The sequence below is a fragment of the Gloeocapsa sp. PCC 7428 genome, assembly GCF_000317555.1.
Lineage (GTDB): Bacteria > Cyanobacteriota > Cyanobacteriia > Cyanobacteriales > Chroococcidiopsidaceae > Chroogloeocystis.
Genome location: NC_019745.1, coordinates 4921325 through 4947595, shown reverse-complemented (window position 1 = coordinate 4947595; position 26271 = coordinate 4921325). Strand labels below are relative to the sequence as shown.

The 26271-nt window shown below is 42.8% G+C and carries 24 protein-coding genes; 11 read left to right on the top strand and 13 right to left on the bottom strand.

The genetic code is table 11. From position 1 onward, the window contains the following. Nucleotides 1-76 precede the first annotated feature (76 nt). The 5 genes from GLO7428_RS21765 to cobU form a co-directional block, all read right to left on the bottom strand. Nucleotides 77-1957, bottom strand: a complete 1881-nt coding sequence (locus GLO7428_RS21765; RefSeq protein ID WP_015190743.1) for a CHASE2 domain-containing protein — start codon at nucleotides 1955-1957, stop codon at nucleotides 77-79. 100 nt (nucleotides 1958-2057) lie between these two features. Further along, nucleotides 2058-2735 (bottom strand): response regulator transcription factor, encoded by a 678-nt coding sequence (locus tag GLO7428_RS21760; RefSeq protein ID WP_015190742.1) that lies wholly within the window; start codon nucleotides 2733-2735, stop codon nucleotides 2058-2060. A 3-nt stretch (nucleotides 2736-2738) separates the two neighbouring features. Beyond that, nucleotides 2739-3461, bottom strand: a complete 723-nt coding sequence (locus GLO7428_RS21755) for a hypothetical protein (RefSeq protein WP_155823828.1) — start codon at nucleotides 3459-3461, stop codon at nucleotides 2739-2741. 390 nt (nucleotides 3462-3851) lie between these two features. Next, nucleotides 3852-4280: a hypothetical protein gene (locus GLO7428_RS21750; RefSeq protein ID WP_015190740.1), complete on the bottom strand. Its 429-nt coding sequence runs from the start codon at nucleotides 4278-4280 to the stop codon at nucleotides 3852-3854. Nucleotides 4281-4404: 124 nt separating this feature from the next. Further along, nucleotides 4405-4950, bottom strand: coding sequence for a bifunctional adenosylcobinamide kinase/adenosylcobinamide-phosphate guanylyltransferase (gene cobU / locus GLO7428_RS21745; protein ID WP_015190739.1), 546 nt, complete (start codon nucleotides 4948-4950; stop codon nucleotides 4405-4407). Between the two features lie 240 nt (nucleotides 4951-5190). Here cobU and GLO7428_RS26255 point away from each other — a divergent pair, with 240 nt between their 5' ends. Beyond that, nucleotides 5191-5838, top strand: a complete 648-nt coding sequence (locus GLO7428_RS26255) for a nitrogen regulatory protein P-II family (protein WP_015190738.1) — start codon at nucleotides 5191-5193, stop codon at nucleotides 5836-5838. Nucleotides 5839-5884: 46 nt separating this feature from the next. On the opposite strand, the gene GLO7428_RS21735 is transcribed toward GLO7428_RS26255, so the two are convergent. Continuing rightward, the gene (locus GLO7428_RS21735) at nucleotides 5885-7231 is read right to left on the bottom strand and encodes a proton extrusion protein PcxA (protein ID WP_015190737.1); all 1347 of its coding nucleotides are present in this window, start codon (nucleotides 7229-7231) and stop codon (nucleotides 5885-5887) included. A gap of 87 nt (nucleotides 7232-7318) precedes the next feature. On the opposite strand from GLO7428_RS21735, the gene GLO7428_RS21730 reads away from it, so the two are divergent. Next, entirely contained in the window at nucleotides 7319-9463 is a 2145-nt protein-coding gene (locus GLO7428_RS21730; RefSeq protein WP_015190736.1) for a hypothetical protein, read from the top strand. A gap of 23 nt (nucleotides 9464-9486) precedes the next feature. Continuing rightward, complete coding sequence (locus GLO7428_RS21725; protein WP_015190735.1) at nucleotides 9487-10059, top strand: hypothetical protein; 573 nt, start codon at nucleotides 9487-9489, stop codon at nucleotides 10057-10059. A gap of 92 nt (nucleotides 10060-10151) precedes the next feature. Here GLO7428_RS21725 and GLO7428_RS21720 read toward each other — a convergent pair whose 3' ends face one another. The 3 genes from GLO7428_RS21720 to GLO7428_RS21710 all read right to left on the bottom strand — a co-directional run bounded on the left by GLO7428_RS21720 (nucleotide 10152) and on the right by GLO7428_RS21710 (nucleotide 12300). Then, nucleotides 10152-10715: a phycobiliprotein lyase gene (locus GLO7428_RS21720; protein WP_015190734.1), complete on the bottom strand. Its 564-nt coding sequence runs from the start codon at nucleotides 10713-10715 to the stop codon at nucleotides 10152-10154. A gap of 61 nt (nucleotides 10716-10776) precedes the next feature. Beyond that, nucleotides 10777-11451 (bottom strand): HEAT repeat domain-containing protein, encoded by a 675-nt coding sequence (locus GLO7428_RS21715; protein ID WP_015190733.1) that lies wholly within the window; start codon nucleotides 11449-11451, stop codon nucleotides 10777-10779. 258 nt (nucleotides 11452-11709) lie between these two features. Then, the gene (locus GLO7428_RS21710; RefSeq protein ID WP_015190732.1) at nucleotides 11710-12300 is read right to left on the bottom strand and encodes a methyltransferase domain-containing protein; all 591 of its coding nucleotides are present in this window, start codon (nucleotides 12298-12300) and stop codon (nucleotides 11710-11712) included. A gap of 106 nt (nucleotides 12301-12406) precedes the next feature. Here GLO7428_RS21710 and GLO7428_RS21705 point away from each other — a divergent pair, with 106 nt between their 5' ends. From GLO7428_RS21705 to purU, 5 genes are all read left to right on the top strand, one after another. Next, entirely contained in the window at nucleotides 12407-13399 is a 993-nt protein-coding gene (locus tag GLO7428_RS21705; protein ID WP_015190731.1) for an ABC transporter ATP-binding protein, read from the top strand. After that, nucleotides 13396-14208, top strand: coding sequence for an ABC transporter permease (locus GLO7428_RS21700; protein WP_015190730.1), 813 nt, complete (start codon nucleotides 13396-13398; stop codon nucleotides 14206-14208). Before GLO7428_RS21705 ends, GLO7428_RS21700 begins: the two co-directional genes overlap by 4 nt. A 155-nt stretch (nucleotides 14209-14363) precedes the next feature. Next, entirely contained in the window at nucleotides 14364-15902 is a 1539-nt protein-coding gene (locus tag GLO7428_RS21695; RefSeq protein WP_015190729.1) for a Gldg family protein, read from the top strand. 273 nt (nucleotides 15903-16175) lie between these two features. Continuing rightward, the gene (locus GLO7428_RS21690; protein WP_015190728.1) at nucleotides 16176-16772 is read left to right on the top strand and encodes a DUF4340 domain-containing protein; all 597 of its coding nucleotides are present in this window, start codon (nucleotides 16176-16178) and stop codon (nucleotides 16770-16772) included. Continuing rightward, nucleotides 16769-17623: a formyltetrahydrofolate deformylase gene (purU, locus tag GLO7428_RS21685; protein WP_015190727.1), complete on the top strand. Its 855-nt coding sequence runs from the start codon at nucleotides 16769-16771 to the stop codon at nucleotides 17621-17623. Before GLO7428_RS21690 ends, purU begins: the two co-directional genes overlap by 4 nt. A gap of 318 nt (nucleotides 17624-17941) precedes the next feature. On the opposite strand, the gene GLO7428_RS21680 is transcribed toward purU, so the two are convergent. Next, complete coding sequence (locus GLO7428_RS21680; protein WP_015190726.1) at nucleotides 17942-19012, bottom strand: catalase family protein; 1071 nt, start codon at nucleotides 19010-19012, stop codon at nucleotides 17942-17944. 277 nt (nucleotides 19013-19289) lie between these two features. Here GLO7428_RS21680 and GLO7428_RS26250 point away from each other — a divergent pair, with 277 nt between their 5' ends. Beyond that, the gene (locus GLO7428_RS26250; protein ID WP_015190725.1) at nucleotides 19290-20204 is read left to right on the top strand and encodes a hypothetical protein; all 915 of its coding nucleotides are present in this window, start codon (nucleotides 19290-19292) and stop codon (nucleotides 20202-20204) included. A gap of 279 nt (nucleotides 20205-20483) precedes the next feature. Here GLO7428_RS26250 and GLO7428_RS21670 read toward each other — a convergent pair whose 3' ends face one another. Continuing rightward, nucleotides 20484-23495, bottom strand: coding sequence for an endonuclease/exonuclease/phosphatase family protein (locus tag GLO7428_RS21670; protein WP_015190724.1), 3012 nt, complete (start codon nucleotides 23493-23495; stop codon nucleotides 20484-20486). Between the two features lie 240 nt (nucleotides 23496-23735). Between GLO7428_RS21670 and GLO7428_RS21665 the strand changes: the two genes are divergently transcribed. Then, nucleotides 23736-24098: a metalloregulator ArsR/SmtB family transcription factor gene (locus GLO7428_RS21665; protein ID WP_015190723.1), complete on the top strand. Its 363-nt coding sequence runs from the start codon at nucleotides 23736-23738 to the stop codon at nucleotides 24096-24098. Nucleotides 24099-24152: 54 nt separating this feature from the next. After that, complete coding sequence (locus GLO7428_RS21660) at nucleotides 24153-24797, top strand: cation transporter (protein ID WP_231295516.1); 645 nt, start codon at nucleotides 24153-24155, stop codon at nucleotides 24795-24797. 35 nt (nucleotides 24798-24832) lie between these two features. Here GLO7428_RS21660 and GLO7428_RS21655 read toward each other — a convergent pair whose 3' ends face one another. Both GLO7428_RS21655 and GLO7428_RS21650 read right to left on the bottom strand, forming a co-directional pair. Further along, a complete protein-coding gene (locus GLO7428_RS21655; protein ID WP_015190721.1) occupies nucleotides 24833-25291 on the bottom strand; it encodes a hypothetical protein in 459 nt (152 codons plus the stop codon). Between the two features lie 50 nt (nucleotides 25292-25341). After that, entirely contained in the window at nucleotides 25342-26265 is a 924-nt protein-coding gene (locus GLO7428_RS21650; protein WP_015190720.1) for a DMT family transporter, read from the bottom strand. Nucleotides 26266-26271: the final 6 nt, after the last annotated feature.

Here is a 26271-nt window from a genome sequence, read left to right as displayed (position 1 = left end):
CATCAATGCTTTATGCTCAACAAATAGCAGATTTGAGTCAACGAAATGACGGAAAAATACATATTGATAACTGACATCAACCAAACCAAGACTTTCTCGGACGCCAAGTTAATTCACATACTGTACCGTGAGGAGACGACTGGCGCTGAAATCGACCTTTAAGTTGTCGTGCTAGCTGCATTGCTTGTTTTGTCCCACGACCTTCAGAAGATACACTAGGGCTTGAGCCATTATCTGTAACGCGCACAATACATAGATCTTCTTTTTGCAAACAATCGGTTCTCAGCCGCGTGACTCCTTTGGCGTGTTTACCAACATTACACAAAGCTTCTTCGAGAAACTGACACAAGCTGCGTTTTTGCTCGATACTAAGGTAGCTGGCGTCAATTGGTTCAAAGTTGGGGATTTTTAGCTTGAGCGTTTTGTAGCAGGGAAAATCTCGTTCGAGAGTTTGGCTGTAAACTTGATATAAAGCCTCGTGTAGCGGGGCATTTAAGTTAATCTCTTGTCCGCTACCAAGGCGTAAACTTTGTTCTTGGGTGTGAACGTCTCTTTCCAGCGATTCGTAAACCTCTCGCAATTCATTGTCAATTTGTGTCAATTTTAAGATGAGTTCGTCTTGAGGTACATCTCGGTCGCGGGCTTGTTTGATGAGTAATTTTAGGGTTTGTAAAGGTCCGTTGTGGATCGTTGTGTAAGTGTGATTAATTGTTAACTGACGCTCGTGAAGACGCGATCGCATCGCCCGATTGTGTTGATAAAATGCCGCGAGTCCCACACCATTCAGAACTAAAACAAGCGCTGTAGGTACGACAGGAATCCATAATCCCCACCATGCCAACAACGCATAACTCGCGCCCACAACACCGAGGCTGGTTATCGCCACAATCACAAAGTTTTTATGTGGTACCAGCGGTAGCCACCCCAAGACGATACCCACAATTCCCCAGGTGAGAATCCATAAATATTCCCATCCATCTGCCCAAGTCCAAATGAGCGATCGCCCATCGAGTACGGCACTCACAATTTGACTGACTGCATGGGCTTGAACCTCAACTCCGTAAAGCTTTCCAGGTGCCAGAGAACCACTCGCAATCGCTGTCACTGTCACTTCGTCTTTGACACTAGGAGTAGTCATGCCAATAATAATGATGCGATCGCGTAACCACGTAGGGTCAAAACTCCTACTTTTGACATCACTCAGTGATAGTGTCTGAAATTGAGTTGGACTATTACGATAATTCAGTAAAATTTGCAGTCCACCAGCATCGGCACTAACATAACCGCCAGAATGAGGGTGTATCTGTGGAAGTTCCACACTACCAAACCGCATGGTGGCAATATCGCGAATGCCATTTTCTAAACTTATTCCTTCAGCAGCTAAATACGCTGTTGCTAAACGGAGAGTTAATGAGTGTTTGTAGACTTGAGGATGTTGGGGATCTGGCGTTCCTAGCAAGCTACGCCGCAAACGTCCATCGTCATCAGTTATGGCATCGATAAACCCAATTTGCGTACTAACTACATTTGGTGGTGGTGCAATTGTCTTTGGTAGCACCTTTTCAACAACAAAAAGGTTTTTACTGTCCTTAAATACAGCGGTGAGTTCTTGATGACCAAGTTCAACTGCGTGATCTCTAACAATATCTAAACCAATTGCTCTCGGTTTATACTCTTGTAGTGTATTTATCAATAAAGCAAGTTCGCGATCGGGAACAGGGTAAGCTTTAAGACTCTGAATATCTGCCTCATTAATCCCGATAAGCGTAATTCGGTCATCAACTTGTTCTGTTGGCCGCCAACGCAGAAAGCTATCAAAAGCTAACCATTCGTAATATTGAAATAGCCCAATTAAACGTAAAACAACGACGACCCCTAAACAAGTTAATCCTGGCAACACACCGACACGCCAGCAGGCATACCTAGCATGATTTTTTTGCCAAACACCGCGCTTCACTGACTTTACCTTTTATAAGAGTTGTGAGAGTGTAAGCAAGATACTTACCCCATCTACTTAGCTACTAGCTCATTGCTAACTGTTCAATGCTTAATGCCAGTTAATCGATTAATCCTACTTCTCTAGCACGTCTTTCGGTTTGAATGCGAATGTTTCTCTTACCTTCATCAGGATATACTTCAAGCACGTCTTGGACTTTTGTCCAGTAGTGGCGCACAGTACGAGCCGATACTAGCATTCGTTTAGCAATTTCCTGATCTTGTAATTCTTCTTCAAATGCAAGTTGCAACAGCGTCAGCCAGTCTTGTTTGATTTCTAACCCACTATGCATCGCTTTTAAATCTTTTGTGTAGGTCAACCCTTGTAAAGCCCAATCAACTCGCTTCAACATCTCTTTGGTAGAAAGACTTTTATCAGCTACAGTAAAGCCTCCCTGATGCGCATCAATCGTGGGTTTGATGCGTACTAAAGCTTTTATGTAACTACTTTGAACTGTAAAATTAAGCGTAGGATATTGCTGCATCAAAGTTTTGAGGAGTTGAATACCTACATCAGATTTGTCATGTTCTCCCATTTTGTCTGGAATTGAAAGATCCATGACAACAAGATCGGGTTTATAACTGGGTAATTGTTCTAGCAATTGTTGTGCTGTTTGTGCTGTACGAATGTCAGCCTCTGGATAGTGCTGTTTAAGTGCATAAAGTGTTCCATTGAGAACAGTTTCGTGGTCATCAATAACAAGAATTTTTTGTTTTTGCTGTAATAAATTGTTTGTCATATATTAATTCCTTTTCAGCGATCGCCAGCGAAAGTACAACGTTTCAGTTAACTTCGTTTTTCGATAGAAGCACTGTCCTGATGTGAGGAATTTAAAAGTTCGCTTGAGATATTTCAGTTCCGGTAACTGCGAACACAGTGAAAGCGACTGAGCATCAGGGTAAGAAATTTTAACAACTAGCTCGTTAAGTTCGTATTGTAGTGGAATTAAACTAATTTCTAGTGAAATTTTTGTTAAATTTTTAACCGATAGTGTTCTCAGTAATTCGTCCAAAATCTGTAGCACAATGATGCTATGACTAGGAAATTCATCTCGCCAGAGTTTTGGCAGTTGTGTCTTGATGTTTAGCTGAGAATTTTTGGTTTGCCATGATTCGATGAGAAATTCCATCGCTAAAGGAAGACTGTGTTCTACATAGGGAGGCGCAAGGCGATCGCCCAAATTTGCTAAAGAATGATGAAGAAACTCAACGCTGTCTATCCACTCGTGCTTATTTCTCGCAAATAATTCTGGTGTCTCCGCAATTGAGCGCTCGATACTCCGACGCATGCAGCACGATTCTTGTAGTAAATTATTTCTGATTCGCTCAGCTTCATCAGCTAGCTTAATCGATTGACCGTAAGACCACCATTGCAATGCTTTTTGAGTTCTTAAGTAAGATGTAACGCACCACAGGATACTAATGAAATAAATAAGTAAGAGGATATCTTGCTCAATGAGAGTCACAATTGATACAGCAATATAAGAAGGAGATCTACAAAAGTCGCAAGATGCTAATTTTTTATCTTCTACAGACAAATTATTAGTAGATGACTGATGCATCCTTCTAAAGTAATTGAGCAAAGGTTATATCTGCACGGATGGAAAGTGCCAACGTGCCTTCATTAATGAGACAGCTTAATTGCTAAAATCTGCCATACTCATTGCAGAAAAGTGCAAAGTATAGCAGTCTTGTTGGGGTAGTTAGGACATTGAAGGTACTTATAACTATTACCCTAACTCATTTTCAATCCTGACCTCTGACCCCTGACCCCTGCTATATATGTATAAATTCGCCGATGCGCAAATGAAGTACAGCGATCGCCCGCGCTTAGGAATCGACAGTTTATTATTTTGTTAGCTACCTTGACTACCAATATCAAGAAGACGATCGCGAATACTTGCAAGTTGTGCTTGCGAATCAACAGGCGATCGCGGTGCAGGAACTTCGGTATTGGGCCAAGTTGGTAGATCATTACATGGACACGACAACGAAGAAACGCCGACGCTAGGAATTGGAATCGGCATACTGCAACGCGCGCAGGAATCTACTTCCCAAGCAGGGGAAAGCAATTCAGCAATCGAGTGTTCTGTACCCTCTAGATAACACTCATTTAAGTTCGATGATTGTAATTGCTGCCAGCAGTTTTCAAAGTCTTGGCTGTAGCGATCGCCCTGAACGACAAGTTTCGGTTTGATAACTTGCTGACCGTTGTTGAGTATCACTCTTTTACCTAGTTGAAACCAGTAGGCAAGATATTGTCTTACTTCTTGTTCTGATGCCATGACAAAAATTGGGGCGAGGGGCGAAAAATTGTACGCAGATATTGATCTACTACTTCATAGTGACAGATCATTTTGATTGAACGCTAGGAAGAAAAGGTTAATATAGCTCTGACCAGGGCTTTTCTCACTTTTGGTAGGGCGGTAATGGAGAACCTAGTGCAGTGAGATCGAGTACGTAGCCGCCAGTAACTAAGTAAACGACATCCGCGATCGCCGCGATCCGGCGCACTAAATTACCCAAGCGATCGCGAAAAATTCTGCCGATCGGATAAGCTGGGACGATTCCCCACCCTGTTTCTTCTGCTACTAGAATGATATCCTTCTCGACTGAGCTTAAAGCTGAGCATAAGTTTTGTAGGATATTCTCCCAGTTGTTGTTGTCTTCCTCAAGCAGGTTCGCGACCCAAGTACCTAACGAATCAATCAGCAGACAGTCATTTTGCGGTGTGGTAATCGCATCAACTAATTGTCGTGGAACTTCCCATGTTATCCAAGTTGCAGGACGACGCTGGCGGTGTTGGTTAATTCGAGACAACCACTCAGAATCATCAGCGTTAATGATGGCGGTGGCTACATAAATTACAGATTTACCCGTTTGTGTCGCAAGGTTTTCCGCCCATTCACTTTTACCCGATTTAGCTGGTCCTGTTACTAGAATAACTTTACTCAACGAGGTCGTCCTTGATGATTCAGGAAGGCTTTAAAGGTTACGATTTGATTCTAGGTCTGAAAGTATCTTGTTGGGCTATGTTTTTGTACATTTTGTCGTCATTTTTGGTGTTATTGACTTCTAACCGATAAAATGACCACCAGTATTATTGCTAGAAATGCGATACTCAAAAAAGATTTCTTGAAAATCGCATTGCTCGAAGCAAAGATAAATTAGCTGCTGATTCCTCGGATGGAGACCATGAAGCCAAAACTACAAAAGTTAGAGCCAAACCGACACCACGCAAAAATTATCAGCATTTCCTCCTTGTCTCAGGATAACGCTTCTAGAAATCACAGCTATTCTTTTAAAATTCACGGCGATCGCACTCAAGCAGACGCTATGCAACCAGTTCCAGACGAAGCTTATAAACAACCGCAGTTGCCGCAGTTTACTACTACTAGCAAGCGCGACCAAAAGACAACCAACTCAACCTATAAGCGATTCTTACCTAAACCAAGAATGGATGTGGCAACGTGCAAAGAACAAATTAAGCAGGTTGTGCAACAAATTAAAGATCTCTATCACGAAGGACCAATTGTTGATGGTTGGCTAGAGTCTCGCCACCAAACTGCGCCAGGCGAAGTTACGACTGTCAACTATGTGAAAGCGACTTACAAGTTCGATCAAAGTGAAGTTACGTGTGAAGCGCCACGCCCTGGTTACTACCTTTGTGGTGTAGATGACCTTGGTCAAAAATGGTCTTATCCTTGCCCTATGGAACAGTTGCCGAGTGTAAGTCTTGCGATCGCTCGTTACCAAAAGTTGCAGTACCTTCTAGCACGCAAGCGCTCTTTAGAAGCTTTTTTGAATCGACTTCAAGAACGCGAAAAGAAAATCAATAATTAATGTAACGTTCGATGCACAACTCACGCCTTCAAAACTTGAAATAAGTTTACTCATTCATATTGCGGTATGTTGCTACTGCTGAGGGCGAAATTCGGTTTAAGTAGCGGAAGATCCAATACTTGAAAACTGCATCTAGAATGACTGGAAATGTCGCGATAAATAAGAAAATAAAATCGCGATTTTCTGGTAAGCCGAAATGACGCGACACCGTTCCTAAAAGAACTTCCCAGCCGTGCGTTGAGTGGAATCCTACGAAGATATCGGTAAATAGAATAATAATAAATGCTTTGGCACTATCACTCAATCCATAAACAATATTATCCATGAATTCTTTAAGAACTTCAAGCTCTTTTCTACTTGTAACAATTAACCAAGTAAAAGCTCCGACAGATAACAAATCAGCAAACACATTTTTGACGGCATTAGCGCTTTCATAGCGAAAGTGTTCAACAATTTCTCTTACTTTCACTTGCATTTGTTGCTCTAGCTGTACTGGAGAAAGTTCAACTTCCTCGTTTAAAAGATTTCTAAATTTGAGTTGTTCCTCAAACCTTTGCATTTCAATTAATGCTCTTTCTTCCATTTCAGGATTCAGAAATATTACGGTTTCTTGTGAGTTACGTAGATGGTCGATGATTGGACTAATAATTAAATTTTTTGATAGTTGTTGTGTTAAAAAAGGGACTATAATTAGTAAAAGAATTAGTCTAATAGAGATGAATGTTCTTCTTTGAGAATTACGAAACTTTTTAACAACTTCGTCTTCGGCTCTAGGATCTAATTCAACTTTAAGACGGTTAATAGTACTAAGAATAGAACGTGGTAAGACGCTTGTGGTTTCAGCTTTTGTTTTAGGTCTTTGGGTAGTACCAGCATTCTTAACTACTACGTTAGGAGCAAGCTTCGGTTCTATACCCGCGGGTTCGGAACGAATAATAGGAGCTTCACTTGGTACAAAATCAACGGTTTCGTCGGCATCGTACTTAGCGAGAATTTCATCAATAAACCTGAGTTTTTCTAAAATTCGCGATTGATGATTTCTTTTTTGGATTGCAAAAGAATCTTTATCTGGAAATGTCCCGTCATTTTTAGTAATTTTTGTAATATTTTGATAATCAGGATTGATCCAGGAACGACTTGCCCTAAACTCTGTGAGTCGCATTCGGATAGTTTTTAAATGTTTTTTAAGCTCAGCTTGAAAATAAGCGATCGCACTACTTCCATAATTAGGATTTGGTGCTATCTTTTGACCATTAAAATGCTCGTCCTCCATCGCCTTAATTAATAAGGCAGCCTTATAAGCTTCTTCCAAAGAGCGCTCTGGTGTATCTAAATACCACTGCTGTGCTTTTACTAGGAACGAGTAAATTTGTTGCGGAATGGACCTTTTCATGGCAGGCAGTTATCCAGCCTTGTATAGTAATTTTTATTAGTTAATCAATGTACGAGGTATCTTAACAAATCTCAGAGGTGAGAGTTAGTGCTTTCAGATTCCGTTTGGATAGAGGGTTCGAGTCGTAGTGGTAAGACAGCGCGTTTGGTAACGCAGTTTTGTCGATGGGTAGAAAACACGACTAATGGTCAAAAGCCGCGTCATCTACCAAAGCCGCAAAAACACTTAAATAATCAACAAACTGAACTAGCAGTGTTATGTTTAGCAGCAAATGACGATAATCGGCGGGAATTGGTTGAAAGAATTGTTACTGTCACCGCAGGTAAATATCCTGTGCGCGCTAAGACGCCTTTGGGTTTTTTCCAAGATGAGGTGATGCTATTTTGGCCGTTACTGATTCAGATCCTCAACTTAAGGGCACAATTTCCCGTACGGTTGCGTCCAGAAACCGAACAAGAACTCGCAACCCGCTTATGGCGATCGCATCTCGATAGCGAAACAATTCGCGCGACAGGTGTGAATGAGTATCGGTTAATTCGTCGGATTCTAGATATTTTGCAACTCGCAGCTTATAGCGGCACGCCGATCGCAGAAATTGCACCGTTGTTAGAACGCAGTTTTAGTACCACCGAAGAAGTCACGACAACAGGAATCGTCGAAACGCCTTTACTCGAAACAATGCTGTTGCAATGGCGCAATTGGTGTTTAGAACGCGGATTGCTTACCTATGGCATCATTACCGAACTGTATTATCAGTATTTGTTACCCGATAGCAACTATCAACAACATCTCCTACGCCGTTATCAAGCGGTACTCGCAGATGATGTCGATGACTACCCAGGAGTAATGCGCGATGTATTTGACTTTTTGCTCGATCGCCAAGTCGTTGGCGCGTTTACCTATAATCCGAATGGTGGAATTCGTTTAGGATTAGGTGCAGATCCAGAATATATCGCAGGGTTACGCGATCGCTGTCGTGTCGAATCTTTACCACAGCCACTTTTAAATTGTCTGGCAAATACATTATCGCTACCCGTTAGTGAATTACTCGATAACACGGCTGGCGTCTTGTCACTACCAAACTTTCAGTCGATTCAAACCACTTCTAGAAGAGATTTATTAAGAGAAACCTCTGAGATTATTGCCCAAGCGGTGCGATCAGGACAAATTCAACCGCAGGAAATCGCCGTCATTGCGCCTGGTTTAGATGCGATCGCGCGGTACACGCTGGTAGAATTGCTGACCAAGCAAGGAATTCCTGTCGCCCCCCTCAACGATCAACGTCCGCTTGTCAGTTATCCGATTATTCGAGCGTTACTCACGTTATTAAGCTTCGTCTATCCTGGTTTAGGACGCTTAATTGACCGCAACGCGGTAGCTGAGATGCTAGTTGTATTGAGTAGACATCGACAAGAGACGCTGATTCCTAATATTGACTTAGTGCGCGCGGGACTCATTGCCGATCATTGCTATCAACCGCATCCAGAACAACCGAATTTGTTACCTGTAACCGCATATGATCGCTGGGATCGCTTGGGCTACGCCGCAACGACAGCTTATGAAGAAATTGTGCAATGGATCGAATTACAGCGATCGCAACAACAACAGCGATTGATTCCTAGTCCAATTTCGCTATTAGACCGCGCAATTCAGCGGTTTTTGTGGAATGGAAGTAATTTACCCTACGAACAATTAGCCGCGCTGCGCGAACTTTTAGAAACCGCACAACACTACTGGGAAGTTGATACTCGATTTCGCCAAAGTGAAGCGATCGAGACACCAGCGCAGGGAGCGATCGCGCAATTTGTACAACTGCTGCAAAGTGGTACGATTACCGCTAATCCATATCCCGTACGTCCCATTGGTCCGATGAGTCGTGCTGTTACTTTAGCAACAATCTTTCAATACCGTTCTAGTAGAAAATGTCATCGCTGGCAATTTTGGCTTGATGCGGGTTCGCCGCTGTGGTTAAGTGGGGGTGCTGCGACATTATTTAGCGCGCCGTTGTTTCTTCACGATCGCTACGCGCGAGGTTGGACAGCCGAAGATACACTTAATGCTGATTGGCAAAGATTACACCGCATTTTGCAAGATTTACTCTCTAGAGTAGAAGAGAGAGTTTATTTGTGTCATAGCGATTTAGCCGTAAATGGACAAGAACAAGACGGACCTTTGCTAGCATTAGTCAATGCTGCTACACCACTCAACGTTAAAGATTACACGCTCATCTAGCTTGACGCTTATCACGGAGTCTGATGAATCAACTAGGTAAAAATATTAATGCTGAATTAGTTGCCGCATTGTTAATTCACTACAGCTTTGATTTAGGGGGCTACACAAGCAGTGAATTAATCGCTCAATGGTTTGCTAATTATCCAGAAAAATGGGTACGTGCTGCGGTGATTGAAGCCTTGTATCGCGGACGTTACAAAGCAGTTTCTGTCAATCAAATTTTAGCAGTGTGGCAGCGTCGCGGTGATGCGCTGCATCATTTCAACCACGAATTCGAGCGCCTTGTGTGCGCTGACTTACCAGAAACACTGATCGAACGACTCGAATCCGCAGATGACAAGATAGCCTACAATAGTCGAATGCATTTTGTCGCTGACATATCTCCACGCGAGAGTGGATCGTCAGTAACCGTTGTTGAGCCTACAAGTCAACCTTATGTTACTAGTACTGTAAACGAAAGGCGATCGCATCATTGCAACAACTACTCACCAATTGTGCGGTTTACTCCACCAGAAGCTACTACTTCAGACTTTTACGCAAAGCTTAAAGCTATTTCGCGTAGTACCAAAAAGCAGTCAGAATCTGATAATTTGTAGATGCCTTCCTACTGAAGTTGGGGCTACTACGCACACTCTAAATCAGAGTTTTCTTCATAAGTTTGTTTAGCTGCGAATTTATCCGCTCAGCCTCAAGTTGATGCATTCGATGTTTCAGTTTCTTGAGTTACTGGCTTTGCACCTCCCATCCGAATTTCTGAGGTAAATGAAGCCATGCTAAAGCCACCAAAGCGCTTTAAGACACTGACGCGCATTCGTAAATTGGGACTTGCGAACCACAGGCGTTCTTCCGAAGACATTGTTTCGTACTCTGTGATTAAGGTTAATGCGCCATCGCTACCCATAACGTAGCGCCCTGCAACAGGGACTTTTTCGGCGTAACCAATTTCACGTAATAGCTTACCTTCTTGAGGATTTTCAGCGTCGGGAACCGAAACTAATACTGTAGAACCAACGTGCTTTTCTTCGTCCCATTCCATTGTGCCATTCCAGCTAACGCGCGCGCCACAGCTAGCTTGGGTGGGATCAATCTCATACTGTTCGCAGAGTTTAACGACTTCTGGATGATCTTTTGGCAGCGTTTCAATTGTAATATCAGACTTTCCCGACTCAGATTGTTTAAAAGCTAAGTGATGACTTGTGCGATGTGAAAACCATTTACCAGCACTTTGCTCGAAAAATTCTTGAATATCCATTAATTTATCCTGCGTTTAAACCTATATCCTAAGTTAGCAGCTTGCTTGGGTGTTTCAAACTTCAGTTAGAAGCTTCGTTTAGACGTTCCAAAGCAATTTTTGCAGCAGCGGCGACATTCGGATGGCTATCTTTTTCTAGGTATTTTAATGCAGACACGCTTTTTTCACTCGGTAGCTGACTTAAAGCTTCAGCTAGGCGTTGTCTTGTCAACCAATCTTCTGACTGCGCAAAACGCAGAATATGATCGACTGAGTTGATGTCTTTGATTTCACCTAACGCTGCGATCGCTGCTTGCTGTAACACAACTTCATCACTGTCTAAGGCTTGTAGCAGCACTTCATGCGCGCGCGGATCTTTTAAATTCCCTAACGATACCGCCGCACTAAAACGAACTAACCACTCGGTATCTTCGTAAAACGCGCGTACCAAAGCTTCAAAGGCTCTAAGATCCCCCAAATAACCCAAAGCCCCCGCCGCATCAGCACGAATTCCGTAATCAGGATCGGTTTCTAAGAGTTTGACTAAGATCGGATAGCACTCATCGGTTGGTTTAATTCCCAACGCAAAGACAGCCATTGAGCGAATTTGGAGGATTTCATCTCCTAAGACTTTTTTGATAAGTGGTACCGCATCTGCTGCGGGAACATCGCGCAACGCCGCAAGCGCCAACATGCGATCGCGTGAGTTTGGACTTTCTAATTGTGCGGAAATTTGTTCTAGGCTGGAATGCGCCATGTATCAATGCCTTTTTTAATGTTCTTAATCTACTGTTACCATTTTTGACGTTAAGATCTACTTCCAAATGAGAGGTCTTATACCGTTTCACTTTAAAGTTGCGACATCTGGGCAGCTTCTTGTGTAGAGGAGAAATTACTTGTATTTTTCATGTAGTGGATTGGTATTATAGAATTTAGGAAAAATAAATTAGAGATTTCAAACCTATGAAGATAGGTTTTCTTTGTATAGCTGCGGTTTTAACCGCCAAGCTATTTTTTACATCAAACGAAAGTGTCCAAAGTGTTCTTCGCCTTGACGCGCTGGTACAGAATGAGTAATTGGCTGTAGGCTAAGAATTTCAAAATCCGTCTCAAAGTATTGTTTAATCTCTTCAGAACTCACGCCAAAAGGTGGACCGCCAGGGCGAGAATGCGTAAAAAAGATTGCTATGAGTTCGCCTCGTGGTTGCAGAATTTCTCGTACGACTTGCACATAAGCTTGGCGCTGTTGTGGATTAATTGCGCAAAAACAAGTGTGTTCAATAACATAGTGGAAATACTGAGGAAATTCAGTAATTAAGTCAAAAATATTACGTTGCAAGAACTTGGCTGAACTGCCACTTGCTTGGGCGATTGTAGTAGCTTCGGCGATCGCAGCAGGTGCAAAATCAAAACCAATCACATCAAAGCCATATTGAGCAAACGCGATCGCATCATAACCGCGACCACTACCTAAAACTGCTGCCTTTCCAGGCGGTAATTGTGACTGTAATAAACTTACAAACGCTGGTGCTGCTTGTCCTAAATCCCAACGTGTTGTTCCTTCTTGATAGCGCTGTTCCCAATATTCTGATTGAAACGTTTCCACTAATCCCCCCAATACAGACAGGGTACTGCCTTGCCCCTGTTACCCCTTTTTATGCTAAAACATGGTGGTCTAATATAGAGTCTCAAACTAAATCCGCTGCAAAACGATGATTTCAGTTGAGCATTTAAGTAAAGTTTATGGATCTACGCCAGCAATCCAAGATGTCACCTTTAGCGTCGAACCTGGTGAGATTGTCGGGTTTTTAGGACCAAATGGCGCGGGTAAAACCACGACAATGCGGATTTTGACTGGATATCTCCCAGCGACGAGTGGAAGTGCCAAAATTGCAGGCTATGACGTTCATGAGAATTCCTTAGCGGTACGTCAGCGCATTGGTTACTTGCCAGAAACACCGCCGTTGTATCCTGAAATGACGGTTGAAGCATTTTTGTACTTTGTGACGCGGCTTAAAGGTGTTCCCGCAGGCGATCGCGCATCAAAAGTAGACGCGGCGCTCAAACGCTGCAATTTACAAGAAAAACGCCGCGTGTTGATTCGCAAGCTTTCTAAAGGTTTTCGCCAACGCGTGGGAATTGCGCAAGCGATCGTTCACGATCCCCCTGCAATTATTCTCGATGAACCAACCGTCGGACTCGACCCGCGACAAATTATCGATGTTCGCAATCTCATCAAAAGCTTAGCAGGAACGCATACGATTATTTTGTCTACGCATATCTTGCCTGAAGTGAGGATGACGTGTAACCGCGTCACAATTATTAATCAAGGAAAAGTTGTGGCGACAAATACACCAGATAATCTCGAAGCAAGTTTAGCGGGTGGTTCTGGGTATGAGTTAGAAATTGAAGGGAATTCCACTGCTGCACAACAGCAAATACAACGCTTACCAGGAGTGCGAGTCGTAGAACCAGTGACAACAACAGAAATTCCTGCACGTGCGGTTTTGCGTGTCGTGTCAGAACCTGGAATTGAACCTGGAAAAGAGATTATTGCTGCTTTGGTGAGTATGGGAATCGGCGTTCATGAAATGCGACGCACGCGGGCGAGTTTAGAAGATGTGTTTTTGCGTCTAACGACTCAAGAGAAATTAGAAGACAATGCGAACGCAACCGAGAAGCAGAAAGAAGAGGTAACGCAATGAGACTGATTTGGGCTAATATTGCGGCAATTTATCGCAAAGAGTTACAAAGTTACTTTGCATCGCCTTTAGCTTATGCGATCGCCGGAATTTTCTGGCTATTGTCGGGATTCTTCTTTACGGTTATTTTACTAGGTCCGCAAGGATATGTTTCCTTAGCTGCGCAAGCCGATTTACAAGCACAACAAATCGGAGTACCTGCACCACCAATTGATGTAGCTTATGAATTCTTACGCGCTTTTTTAGGTATTATGGGTTCGCTAGCGTTGTTTGTGCTACCCATTCTCTCGATGGGTTTGTATGCAGAAGAACGCAAACGCGGCACTTTAGAGTTACTCGCGACGTCACCGGTGACAAATTGGGCTGTTGCTGTTGGCAAGTTGTTGGGAGTATTAACGTTTTTTGTGGCGATGATTCTGCCGTTATTAGCGTATCAAGCGATCGCGCTGAGCGCCGCAAATCCTCCGGTTCCGCCCGCTGTTCCGCTATTGGGACACTTGGGCTTGATTCTGTTAGCAGCTAGTGTATTGTCTTTAGGAATGTTTATCTCTTCACTAACGGATAGCACATTACTCGCAGCAGTTCTGACGTTTGCTTTAATTCTCTTTCTCTGGGTGATTGATACTGTGGCGCGGGCGTTTAGTGGTCCAATAGGAGAAGCATTAGGTCATCTTTCGTTACTAAGACATTTTAATAACTTGGTTCAAGGGATTTTTGACACAAGTAGTATTGTTGTATTTGCAAGTTATATTTTCTTGGGGATTTTCCTGACTGCTCAATCTATCGATGCATTGCGCTTCCAACGTTCTTAAGATAACTTCGTAGTCGCTAGTTATTTAGAAACGAACCACAGAGGCGCAGCGAAAAGTTTGAGCGGAGGTTTCCTCCGATCAAAACTTTTAAAGACAGAGAACGCAGAGGAAAGAGATTAGGAGAGATATCTCATCAAGAATTAGGATCGCTGTATATGAAGTCTATTGCGAGAAGAAATCAGAGGTATTGGAAGTATTTGTTTTGGCTTGGTCCAATTCTTTTTGTTGCTGGGTTAACGGCGGGATTCGTATCTAATGATTGGGAACCAGTACCGTTAGGGTTGATTGTTGCTGGTGTCGTTATTACTGGTTTATGGCTGATATTGAGTGCGAATCAAAATCGCTGGTGGAGTCGGCGTTCAACTCAAGCGGGAACGAATGCACTGATTGCTACACTTTCTGTATTGGCACTTTTGGGGTTGATTAATTTCTTAGCTGTGCGCTATCCGGTGCGGCGCGACTTTACGGAAGCCCAGTTGTTTACCTTGGCACCTCAATCACAGCAAATCGTGCGGAATTTGTCGCAACCTGTGAATGTGTGGATTTTTGACCGCAATCAAGACCAGCAAGATCGCGAATTGCTAGAAAATTATCGTCGGCAAAATCCGCAATTTAGTTTTGAGTACGTCGATCCGCAGGTTCAACGCGGATTAGCCGAAAAGTTTGGTGTCAAGCAATTTGGTGAAGTTCATCTCGAAGCAGGACAACAGCGGCGGTTAGTGCAAGTTGTCAATAATGAACAACGATTGTCAGAAGTTCGTTTAACGAATAGTATTCAGCAAGTGATTAGCGATCGCACTGCAAAGGTTTACTTCCTCCAAGGACACGGCGAACTTCCCGTCACGGGCGAACAAGGTGGACTCTCGCAAGCGTTGACTGCATTAGGAGAACGCAACTACACAACCGAACCTCTCAACTTAATCCAAAACCCAACAATTCCCCAAGACGCCACAATAGTAGTGGTCGCAGGTCCCAAGCAAGCATTATTTCCGCCAGAAGTCAAGGCTTTAACAGATTATCTTAATTCTGGTGGTAGTTTACTTTTGATGATTGACCCGAATACGAATCCAGGGCTAGACAGTTTATTAAAATCTTGGGGTGTTACCCTTGATAATCGCATTGTGATTGACCCAGCGGGTGCAAGTATTGGTTTTGGTCCTGCGGTTCCTGTGGTAGATACTTACGGTGAGCATCCGATTACGCAGGATTTTAATAATGGAATTTCTTTCTACAGTGAAGCGCGATCGCTAGAACTGAGCGAAGTTGCTGGAGTCCAAGCGACACCTTTACTCATTACAAGTCCGCAAACTTGGGCAGAAAGTAATTTGCAGGGCGATCAATTACAGTTTAATCCAGAAACAGACGTTCAAGGTCCACTCACAATCGGTGCTGCACTAAGCCGCAAAGTCAATAATCAACAGTCGCAAGAAGCAAGACTTGTTATTTTTGGCGATTCTAATTTTGCAGTAGATGGATTATTTGAGCAACAACTTAACGGCGATGTGTTCCTCAACTCGATAGGTTGGTTGAGTAAGCAAGACGAAGAAACACTATCAATTCGCCCTAGAGAACCAAGAAACCGCCGCATTAACTTAGCAGCACAGCAAGCCAACGTTTTAGGTTTAACCGCACTGCTATTGATTCCCTTAATTGGCTTCGCCTCAGCCGTATTTTTATGGTGGCGTAGGAGGTAAGCAGAGGAGAAATAAATAGTACTATAGCAGTCCTAAATCATTCGTGAGACTCTCTGTTTTTCTCTTTTCTCTGTGTTACGCCAGTTGCACGCCAGTTGCTACAACGGGGGGAACCCCCAAGGGCGCACTGGCTCCTCTGTGTCTGGAGTGGTACCCTACGGCATGCCCTTCGGGTTCGCAGTCGCTTCAAGTCGGCAGAGCCGCCCAACGCGCTGCTCACCGCTCCGCGTCTACGTCTCCAAAAAAATCTTACAACTCAAATAGGATTGCTATATGAAGCTACAGCGTACTACTTTGATTTTGCTACTTTTAGCACTCGGTTTAGGAGGTTTTGTTTATTTCTACGAAATTCGAGGTGCGACACAGCGTCAGGAAGCAGAAGCAAGAGAACAGCAAATATTCGGGTTTACGCAAGAACAAGTACAAGCATTAAGAATTCAAACTCAAGGACAAACGTTAAACTTTGAGCGAGAGAATGGACGATGGATCATGACGTCGCCTGAAAAGACTCCCGCAAGTAATGCATCGATTTCTTATCTACTTGATTTACTTGTACAAGGAAGAAGCGATCGCACAATTCAAGTTCCTGCGAATCAACTGACAGACTACGGTTTAGCGAAACCACAAGCAACGGTTACAGTGACGCTCAATAATCAGCAAACGCATCAGTTAAATTTAGGCAATCCTGACTTTACTGGTAACTTCTTATATGCGCAAGTCGATCCTGGAACCAGCCCTAGCGGTAATGTAGATCTACTCTTAGTATCTTCAAATTTCCAAAATGGTGTCAATCGCGATTTAGCCGAGTGGAAAATAGAAAACGATACACCGCAAACACCTACTTCTGCTAGCCCGTCTCCTTCCCCATGAACCGCCCTACTGCAACTTTACTCATTTCGTGTCCGGATCAAAAAGGTTTAGTCGCTAAAATTGCTAACTTTATCTACGCTAATGGCGGTAATATCATTCATGCAGACCAACACACTGATTTTGCAGCAGGTTTGTTTTTGACGCGCATTGAATGGCAACTTGATGGCTTTAATTTACCACGCGAATTGATTGCACCAGCATTCGGTGCGATCGCTCAACCGTTAAAAGCGCATTGGCAATTACATTTTTCTGATACTATTCCGCGTATTGCCATTTGGGTAAGTAAACAAGATCATTGTTTGTTCGACTTAATTTGGCGACACAAAGCTAAAGAATTTACTGCTGAAATTCCTTTAATTATTAGCAATCACCCTGATTTAAAAGAAGTTGCTGAGCAATTTGGTATTGATTTTCATCATACTCCAATTACAAAAGAAAATAAATCTACTCAAGAAGCACAACAACTCAAACTATTACAGCACTACAAAATAGATTTAGTGGTATTGGCAAAATATATGCAGATTGTCAGTACAGAATTTATTAATAAGTTTCCTAATATTATTAATATTCATCACTCGTTTTTACCTGCTTTCATCGGTGCAAGTCCTTATCATCAAGCTTATCAACGAGGAGTCAAAATTATTGGCGCTACGGCACATTATGTCACACCTGAACTCGATGCAGGACCAATTATTGAGCAAGATGTAGCACGAGTTAGTCACCGCGATGATGTAGCTGATCTCGTTCGGAAAGGGAAAGATTTAGAGCGCGTAGTGTTAGCAAGAGCAGTGCGATCGCATTTACAAAATCGTGTTTTAGTTTATGGTAATCGTACAGTAGTATTTGAGTAGCTTGGCGCATGAATTCGCTGCTATATTAACAAAGTTTACCTCCGTGGACTACTCGTTTTTGTTTTATAGCCCTAGTCAATAAACCTCCTGCATGAATACTTGACGCATAAATTCGCAGCCAAACAACAGACAATCTACCACTGTGAACTTATCGATAAAAGTCTTGCTTCAGTGTACGAAAGTACACTTTGCTTGAGTAGCCCCTGACTTCAGTCAGAGGGCGTTTGTGATTCATGCAAGAAGTCTAATATAGAGTTAGGGCATTATAGAAGCTCGTAGTGATTTCCCTGAGGGAAGTTTAACCCTGATCCCTGACCTCTAACCCCTGCTATTGGAGGGCATTTTACCAAACAGTGTCAAAAATTCTTCTTCTGTCGGTTCTTTAACAACGATATTATTCAAATTATGACGGAGTTCTGAGAGAGCTTCATAGACTTGCTTACGTGCGCGATTAACTCCCCCTAAAGGTTGATGTTCGGGTAACGAGTGCCAAGGTGTGAAAGATAAATTTTCGCAGAATTCCATCTGTTGTGGAGAAGTGAATTGCTGGCGAGGAATTTTAATCGTTGCTACTTTTTGAAACGGTGATTTCCATTCAATTCTCGGATCTTCAATTGGCATTTTTTGGGGATCTGTTTGCAACTGAATTAAGAAATCAAAGCTTGCATCTTGATGATTTAGATGCTCAATCATAGCTTGGCGGAGATAATCTGGTGTTTGAGTAACGGGTGGTGTAGGATTCTGAGAACTTGGTACTACGGTGAATTTGATCGCGCGATCGCCTAGTTTATACGGTGTACTACTCCAGTATTGAATCGCTAGAGGACTACTCACTTTTTTGTTGAGCATTACCATCCCAATAATAAATTCTCGTAAATGCCATTTAAATGGATTGGGATTGAGAAAGAAGAATTTTAGTGGTAAATTGCCTTTGGCTAATTGTCTGGCTCTAAAGAATTCAACATAATCTTGTACATCTTTAATAAAGAAAACAGGGTGATTAATTAATAGTAAATCTTGCGTTTTTTCGTGTTTTTGTCGTTCTAATAGTTTTTCACCTTCTACCCCAAAAAGCTTAATTGCCATTCCTCGAACATCTTTTTTTGTATCGTCAATTGCTTTATTATTAGAAAAACGAATTGCCGCAGTAAAAGTACGAGGGTGTTTGAAAATTCCTGCTTTTAGTTCTTGGGGAATATCTTCATCAATAATAAATTCTGCTCTCACACAACCATGATGTTTAGGATGAGCATCGCGTAAAACTGGTCTAATATTGTCTGGAAAGCTTTGCTTAAGCGCATCAATACTAATCTGCTCAATTTCTTTTATACCTGCTATTTCTCCGGTAATAGGATACTCTTTACCAAGTTCAAGTTTTTTAAGCTGCATAATATTTCCTGTTCTGACGCTGTTTTGAAGTGAAAGACGCCTAGTTTCAAATAGTGTTTTTGTTAGCGAACTACATTTTTACAACAACAGCTAAGATAAAAAATCTGAAAACTTAATCAAAGTTAACTCTTTTCTTTCCTCTTTTCTCTGTGCCCTCAGTGTCTGGAGTAGTTCGTTTATACTCTTTATCATAGAATTTCTAAGCAATATGAAGCTATGGGAAGGATTTTGCTGAAATATGCGTCAATAACTGATAGTTATTTATTCGGTGAGAGGAATGAAAATTCAAAGTAAAATAACATTATTTGCTGTTAGCGCAGCTTTAGGGTTGATGCCTTTGATGAATTTGGCGAATGCTCAAAATAACGCAACATCTGCACAACCTTGGTATAACTGTAGAACGCGTGAACTTTGGACTCCGCAAAAGCAAGCTTGGTGTCAAAAAGCTGAGCAAGTGAAAAACATGACTTATCAGCTACCTAATATTGGTTCAGTTCAACTCCAAAATGGTTCTTATGAGGATCGAACTAAAGGCGTTACAGTTACTTTAGTAGACAAGCCAGGTGCGATCGCATTTGCAGATATAAATAATGATGGCAATGAAGATGCGGTAACTGTATTAATGGTTAATGGAACAGAGACAGCGTATTTGTTACCAGTTCTTAATGTAGCAAGTAATCCGCGTAATGTGAATTCAGTTTTGTTGGGCGATCGCGTTCAAGTTCAGTCGATTATTGTTAACGCGGGACAAATTCAGGCGAACATTGCCAAAAATAACCAAGCAGTCACGCAAACTTATACAATATCAGGAAATAATCTCACGCTTGTCTCAGAGTGTCTAACCGCAACCAACGAGCGCGATAGTTATAGTGCGATTAATCTAGAACAAATCAACTCAGAGTTAACCGGAAGCAATCCTAGAGAAATTGCGATCGCGGCGTTTGGAATCCAAGAACCACAAGAAGGCAATTTTCAGCAAACGGTAACTATTGACGATCGCAATCCTCAACAAGTTGTCGTGACAATAATGCAAAACAATTTACCTGATGATTCAGTGCAAGATGTACGCTATCGTGTAGAATTCGAGCCAGTGGCAAATCAATCGCAGTGGCGGATGGTATGGGCTGGTAGACAACAGCGCTGTCGCCAAGGGCGCGGTTCTCAAAACTGGACAACCGAAGCTTGCTTGTAAACTCAAATAAAAAAACCTCCTGCATAAATCTTTTAAGCCTACAGACTGATGCAGCAGAGGTCAGGGTTTTTAGAGCAGCAGAGGCGAAGTTCTTTGTAGCTCTTTTTTAAGGAATTGGTATAACACAATTAGACCACGACTGATGCAGCAGAGGTCAGGGTTTTTAGAGCAGCAGAGGCGAAGTTCTTTGTAGCTCTTTTTTAAGGAATTGGTATAACACAATTAGACCACGAAGGTGGTCTTAGTTTGATTAGCGGCGACTTCAGTCGCCAAGCGATTTTATGCAAACACAAACCTGTTAGTGCTGAGTGTACTCGCTTGAACACCTGTGAGGACAGCGATATCTTGATTCAAAGCACGAATCACCGTATTAGCACCACTTTGTGTAATAGTGAGGTCATCAAACGAGTTAATCGCTGCAACGCCACTAATTCCAATTACGTTGTTACCTAAATTAAAGTCAGCAATTGTGTTTGCTGTTTCTGGTAATTGATTTAACGCAATCCAGAACTGATCGTTACCAAAACCACCACTGAGGAAATTGCCACCGTTACCAGCATAAAGGACATCATCGCCGAATTGACCATAAAGCTGATCGTTCGCTCCCCCAGCAAATAAAGTATCATTACCAATACCACCGTATAGTTGGTTATTACCCGTACCATCTGCGGCATTTAAATAGTCATTGCCGCTACCACCGAGTAGAGTGTCATTGCTGCGAGCGAATAATTCATCGTTACCTCTGCCACCATTAATGATATTGCTTCCTGTTGAACTTGGTGCAGAACCTACTAAGTCATCACCATTACCTGCAAAAATAGTTTGTCTACCTTGGGCGGCGATTTCATCATCTCCAGCAGTTCCAAATACCAAGCGAGAATTACCTACTGTAGAAGTTGGATTTGCTAGCGCAAAGCGCGAGAGTAACGGATCGTGATCGCTATCTTGATCGACAAACTCCGCGTTAACATGGACGATATCGTATTCAGCTATCGGTAATAAGCTATCGGTGACTAAAATGTGGTCGAGGGCTTGCGAGTTACCTTCAAAAATATAGCTGTAGCGTTCATTTTCTGGTAGAGTTTCGGTTAAATTGTTGAGAACTTGTTCAGCACCTCCCTCTAGAACTTCTAAAGGCGGGAAAAACTGAAATTCATTCAAGTCACCTAATACAATTGCTCTTGCATCTGAATTTGCAGCTAAGATATCTTCGACAAACTCGCGATTAATTCTTGCTTGTTCGGTACGCGCATCTTCTCCATTATTATTAGGTGGTTGAAAGCGACCAAATAGCGGATCGCTACCACCTTTTGAGCTAAAGTGATTGTTGATTAAAAATAACCGCTGACCGTTAAAGACAAACTCACCCGCAAGTGGTTTGCGGCTATCTTCAAAAGCTGGATCGTTAGGTTCTACTCTACCAGGACTTTCTGACAATCGACCGTCAATAATTGTTGTTTCACTCGTTGCAGTACCGCCAGGGCGATCGATAAAGTTCACGCGTTCAGGGTTGTAGAGGTAGCCGACGCGAATATTACCGCCAGGTTGTCCGCCGTCTTGTCCATTAACAGGGGCGATGTCGCGGAATTTGTAAGTAGGACCGCCAGCAGCCGCGATCGCATCGATTAATACCTGATACGATTGTGCAGCATCAACAATACCATTATTTGTAGGACCAGAGTTATCCTGAACTTCTTGCAAGGCAATGATATCTGGTGCTTTCAAGTTTTGGGCGATATGTCCGGCGATACCATTGATTCGTGATGCAGGGCTACCAGGATGAAAGTTTTCGATATTGTAAGATGCAACCGTTAAGCGATCGCCCACTGCATCTAATGTCGTGACTTCGCGCTGTAACCCTCCTGGTGTTGCGGTGACAGGAACCGTGCTTAATACTTCAAAGTTACCGAAACTGTAATCTAGAATGCCAGTGACACTATCTATGCGATCGCCTACATTAACTTGCGGTGCGGTTCCTGGTGTCAAATTCCGGTCGATTTGAATCTGAATGCGTTCGGGGTTAAAATCGTCAGGACTAATGACAATTCCACCACGCGGAGTGCGCCCTGTTGCCGCAACACCGTTGTCTCCTAGTACCCAAATTTCGTTAAACTGGTTCGTAGGACCCACAACAACACCACCATCAACTTGCACGCGCATTGCCTCTAAACTTTCGTAAAAGTCGAGTCCGTTGCGTTGCGGATTAAATTCGTTACCAGGATTTTCAACATTACCACCTACAGCATTGCCATAAATTCTTTCGGTAGGTGGCTTTCTTCCTTCTACACCAATAATTGTTGATTCTGGTAGCGCATTCCCTCGCGACAATATGTTAAAACTCGCGCCACCAATCTGCGTTGTTGTCAAGTTACCACTATTTGCACCACCAGGACGAAACTCGCCGACAATTCCACTCGCCAGTACTGCATCGCCTACCGCAACATTGGGAGCAGAAGAAGTAAAGATAAAAATACCATCTGACGTCGCCGCATTGCCGTCACCCATCACATCTTGAATGTAAAAGCCGTTATTTCGCACTGCGGTGACGATTCCAGGAACGTTTGTCACTTGCTGTCCTTCTAAGGGCGATCGGTGCGATGTTCCTTGAATATCAAAAATCCGTACATCACCAGGTTCAACAGGATCGGGATCGGGATCTCCCTGTTCGCTAATAGCAATTGTAAAATTATCAATGGCTAAACCATGATCTGCACCTGAATGATCGGGATCAAACCAGCGTAACCAAATTTCTTGTTCCGCTTCTAGGACTAAATTGGTTAAAGTTGCTGATTTAAAGGTACGATTAGCATCGGCATTGCCATTGAGCGCCCCCGTTGTACCGCTGGTGACAGGGCTGGTAAAATCGAGAGGATCGAAATTAATCCAATTACCGCTAGTTAAATTCTGCGCTCCGATTTGGTAGGAAAAATCAACAGTTTGCGCGGCGTTTGCACCGCTAAAGCGCCATTGTTCGCCAATGTAACTGATATCTAATCCGGTAATTGTTTGATTGGTATCGTTAACTAAGCGTACTCCCCAATAGAAATCTCCTGCTGCTGCATTTCCTGAACCTATTGAACCTAAAGCGCGATCGCTACTACCTGCTAAGCCAAAGCTATAAAGATTTCCAGCATTACTACTTCCGGTAGATGCCACAATACTTGTTCCGGTTCCTGTTCTTGCGGTATACCAACCTGGAATTGTCGCGTCATTCGCCCAACTTGCAGAACCAGAATCAATTAAAGAATCAAAGTTTTGCGAGTAACCGTCTTGAAAATTAACCGCTGCCATTTAATCACCTCTGGGATTGTAAGTGCGATCTGCCACTTTCTACAAATCCCACAGGAACTTTAACAAATCTCTATCGGAAGATTAAAACTGATGCTTGGTAATTGGTTTGCTTGCACTTCATTCAGCGCCCTCAGAGTACAAAGATATAGATTTAGTCACTAATCGCTAATGTTAGACCGCGCCGCTTCTTGTACCTTTGCTAAAATTAACCTGCAATTGTTGCTAGAGAGATCTTAGTTTGTGCCGAAAACAAAGCCTATTGATGTTTGTCAAGTCCGCTGTTTTAACACAGATCTTGTAGCTCAAGTGCGTGATGCCCTTCCTGATGACGAAGCTTTTGAAATCGCCCAAACTCTCTTTACCGCATTAGCAGACAAATCTAGGTTGAAGATTCTTCATGCGCTCAAAGATGCTCAAGAACTTTGTGTATGCGACATCGCGGCTGTATTAGGTGTGCAAATATCGGCAGCATCTCACCATCTGCGAAAGCTACGCGATCTCAAGCTCCTGAAATACAGAAACGATGGAAAATTGGTTTACTATTCGCTACGAGATGAGTTTGTCAGCCAGGTGTTAAGCCATGTGTTTACAAAACACGATTAAGCAAGGAGCTTAGTTTTTTTACTTCTTCATTCAAATGTTTGTTTGAATGTCATAATGATGACAGTATTGCCGAGGCAATGTATGTCCGATCGCTGCTGTCAAAAGAAATCATGCGAACTAGAAAAGCTGAATAAGCGGCAAAGCAAAGTTCTGTGGACGGTGCTTGGTATCAATTCCGTGATGTTTGGCGTTGAATTGCTATCAGGGATATGGTCAAACTCACTAGCGTTGACGGGTGACTCACTCGATATGCTGGGTGATGCGATTGCCTATGCTAGCAGCCTATATGTCATCAACATGGGTAGTAAGGCTCATGCCCAATCTGCCATGCTTAAGGGCGGCATCATGTTTCTATCAGCTGTAGCCGTATTTGCCAGGGCTGCCTATCAACTCGCTTTTAATACGCCTCCAGAACTTAAGGTGATGAGTGGTATTGGTGTTGTAGCTCTCTGCACCAATTTGTTCTGTCTATATCTCCTTACACAGCATCGCAACGACAACATTAATATGTCTTCTGTGTGGCTTTGTTCTCGCAATGACATCATTGCCAACACCTCTGTACTAGGCGCAGCAAGTCTGGTTTATCTTACAAACTCATCGTTACCCGACATCGCGGTTGGTATTTTGCTCGCGTTTATTTTTGCCAAGTCAGCAGGCTCAGTTCTCTCTCAATCGTGGCGGCAGTTAAGGCAAGTATAACTGACAACCTATCAATAACTTGAGCAATCTCACTCTTAGTTATATTGCGGATCGTTTAATTCTTTCCACTTGGCTTCGGCGGCTTGATACGCAGCTAAATATTCAATACCACCCAACATCACATCACCATAGTATTCATAAGGTGCGGCACCGTAAACCGGAAGCGGGTTGTCTTCGGGATAGTCTTCTTGTGCTTCTTCGACGGCGGCTTTGAGTTGTTTGAGTGTAAGTTGCTGCGCAGGATAGTAGTAAAGGTCTTCGGCTTTGTGGTTTAAAAAAGGTAGTGTCGGATCGATAATGCGATCTTCGAGTTCGATCCAACTGTGTTCGATGATGCGATAAGGTTTCGCCGCTAAAACTAAAAAGCCTTGTACGTACACTGCACCATCAGTTGCTAGGGCTGCTTTGTAGGCGTTGTCAAAGCTTTGTTTTGCTTTACTTTTGATATTATTAGCGATTTCACGCGAAACAGCTTCATCTAGTTGTTTACTCATAAATCGAAAACTAGCGTTGAGAACAGAGTATATTTACCAAGCTACTGCATTTAACCTGATTTACCTAAAGCGATCGCCATTGAACCGGCAACGACTAAAATAGCACCTGCGAAACCTAAAAGCGTCAATTGTTCGCTGTCAATCCAACTAGGAAGAATCGATGACACAACTTCGACAGATATCAAAGTCACAACCGGAGTAAGTGCCAAAACCGCACTGACGCGCGAGGCTTCCCAGTGTTCGAGGGCTTCAGCAAAGGCACCATAGGCAATTAAAGTATTTAATCCGCAAAATAGTAGCGTTCCCCAGTGTAATAAACTCAACGTCAGAATTGTTTGCGGTGTCGCTACAGGCGTAAATAACAACGCGCAACCACCATATATAAGTAGCATCACGTTTGTGGAAGAAAGCGATCGCAGTAATTGTTTTTGTGCTAAAGCATACACTGCCCAAGCTGCGGCGGCGAGTACTAAAATACCACTACCAAGGAGATACGTAGAATTTGCGACAAGTAAACTTTGCAATTGCTCGTTAAAGAACAATACCAAACCAAGTACAAGGATACTTAACCCAATTGATTGGTAACGGTTGAAGCGTTCTTTAAAAACGGCGATCGCGCCTATTCCAAATAATACTGGTGCAAGTTGAATCAAAACTTGGGCATTCGCGGGAGAAGTTAGCGTTAAACCTTGTACGAAGAGTAAGTAATTTATTCCTAAAAATACTGTTGCAACTACAATAAGCCCTAACCCAGCATTGCGGAGTTTTTGCCATTGTGGTAACTGCTGGCGGCTAGCTAAATAAATTGCGAGTAACCCAAAAGAAATTAAAAATCGAAACCAAGTGAGTGTATAAACATCGAGTACTTGGAGTGTTACTGATAAAGCAATGGGTAAGATTCCCCACAAGAAAACTGTCAATAGCGATAAGGCTAAACCTAAGCGCCATCGACTTGAAGAGAGGTGCGATCGCATTTGTAT

Excerpts from the sequence above, each read along its gene's own strand:
- GLO7428_RS21760 (WP_015190742.1), bottom strand. The coding sequence starts at position 2,735 with ATGACAAACAATTTATTACAGCAAAAACAAAAAATTCTTGTTATTGAT.
- GLO7428_RS21750 (WP_015190740.1), bottom strand. The coding sequence starts at position 4,280 with ATGGCATCAGAACAAGAAGTAAGACAATATCTTGCCTACTGGTTTCAA.
- GLO7428_RS26255 (WP_015190738.1), top strand. The coding sequence starts at position 5,191 with ATGAAGCCAAAACTACAAAAGTTAGAGCCAAACCGACACCACGCAAAA.
- GLO7428_RS21735 (WP_015190737.1), bottom strand. The coding sequence starts at position 7,231 with ATGAAAAGGTCCATTCCGCAACAAATTTACTCGTTCCTAGTAAAAGCA.
- GLO7428_RS21725 (WP_015190735.1), top strand. The coding sequence starts at position 9,487 with ATGAATCAACTAGGTAAAAATATTAATGCTGAATTAGTTGCCGCATTG.
- GLO7428_RS21720 (WP_015190734.1), bottom strand. The coding sequence starts at position 10,715 with ATGGATATTCAAGAATTTTTCGAGCAAAGTGCTGGTAAATGGTTTTCA.
- GLO7428_RS21715 (WP_015190733.1), bottom strand. The coding sequence starts at position 11,451 with ATGGCGCATTCCAGCCTAGAACAAATTTCCGCACAATTAGAAAGTCCA.
- GLO7428_RS21705 (WP_015190731.1), top strand. The coding sequence starts at position 12,407 with ATGATTTCAGTTGAGCATTTAAGTAAAGTTTATGGATCTACGCCAGCA.
- GLO7428_RS21700 (WP_015190730.1), top strand. The coding sequence starts at position 13,396 with ATGAGACTGATTTGGGCTAATATTGCGGCAATTTATCGCAAAGAGTTA.
- GLO7428_RS21695 (WP_015190729.1), top strand. The coding sequence starts at position 14,364 with ATGAAGTCTATTGCGAGAAGAAATCAGAGGTATTGGAAGTATTTGTTT.
- GLO7428_RS21690 (WP_015190728.1), top strand. The coding sequence starts at position 16,176 with ATGAAGCTACAGCGTACTACTTTGATTTTGCTACTTTTAGCACTCGGT.
- purU (WP_015190727.1), top strand. The coding sequence starts at position 16,769 with ATGAACCGCCCTACTGCAACTTTACTCATTTCGTGTCCGGATCAAAAA.
- GLO7428_RS21680 (WP_015190726.1), bottom strand. The coding sequence starts at position 19,012 with ATGCAGCTTAAAAAACTTGAACTTGGTAAAGAGTATCCTATTACCGGA.
- GLO7428_RS26250 (WP_015190725.1), top strand. The coding sequence starts at position 19,290 with ATGAAAATTCAAAGTAAAATAACATTATTTGCTGTTAGCGCAGCTTTA.
- GLO7428_RS21670 (WP_015190724.1), bottom strand. The coding sequence starts at position 23,495 with ATGGCAGCGGTTAATTTTCAAGACGGTTACTCGCAAAACTTTGATTCT.
- GLO7428_RS21660 (WP_231295516.1), top strand. The coding sequence starts at position 24,153 with ATGATGACAGTATTGCCGAGGCAATGTATGTCCGATCGCTGCTGTCAA.
- GLO7428_RS21655 (WP_015190721.1), bottom strand. The coding sequence starts at position 25,291 with ATGAGTAAACAACTAGATGAAGCTGTTTCGCGTGAAATCGCTAATAAT.
- GLO7428_RS21650 (WP_015190720.1), bottom strand. The coding sequence starts at position 26,265 with ATGCGATCGCACCTCTCTTCAAGTCGATGGCGCTTAGGTTTAGCCTTA.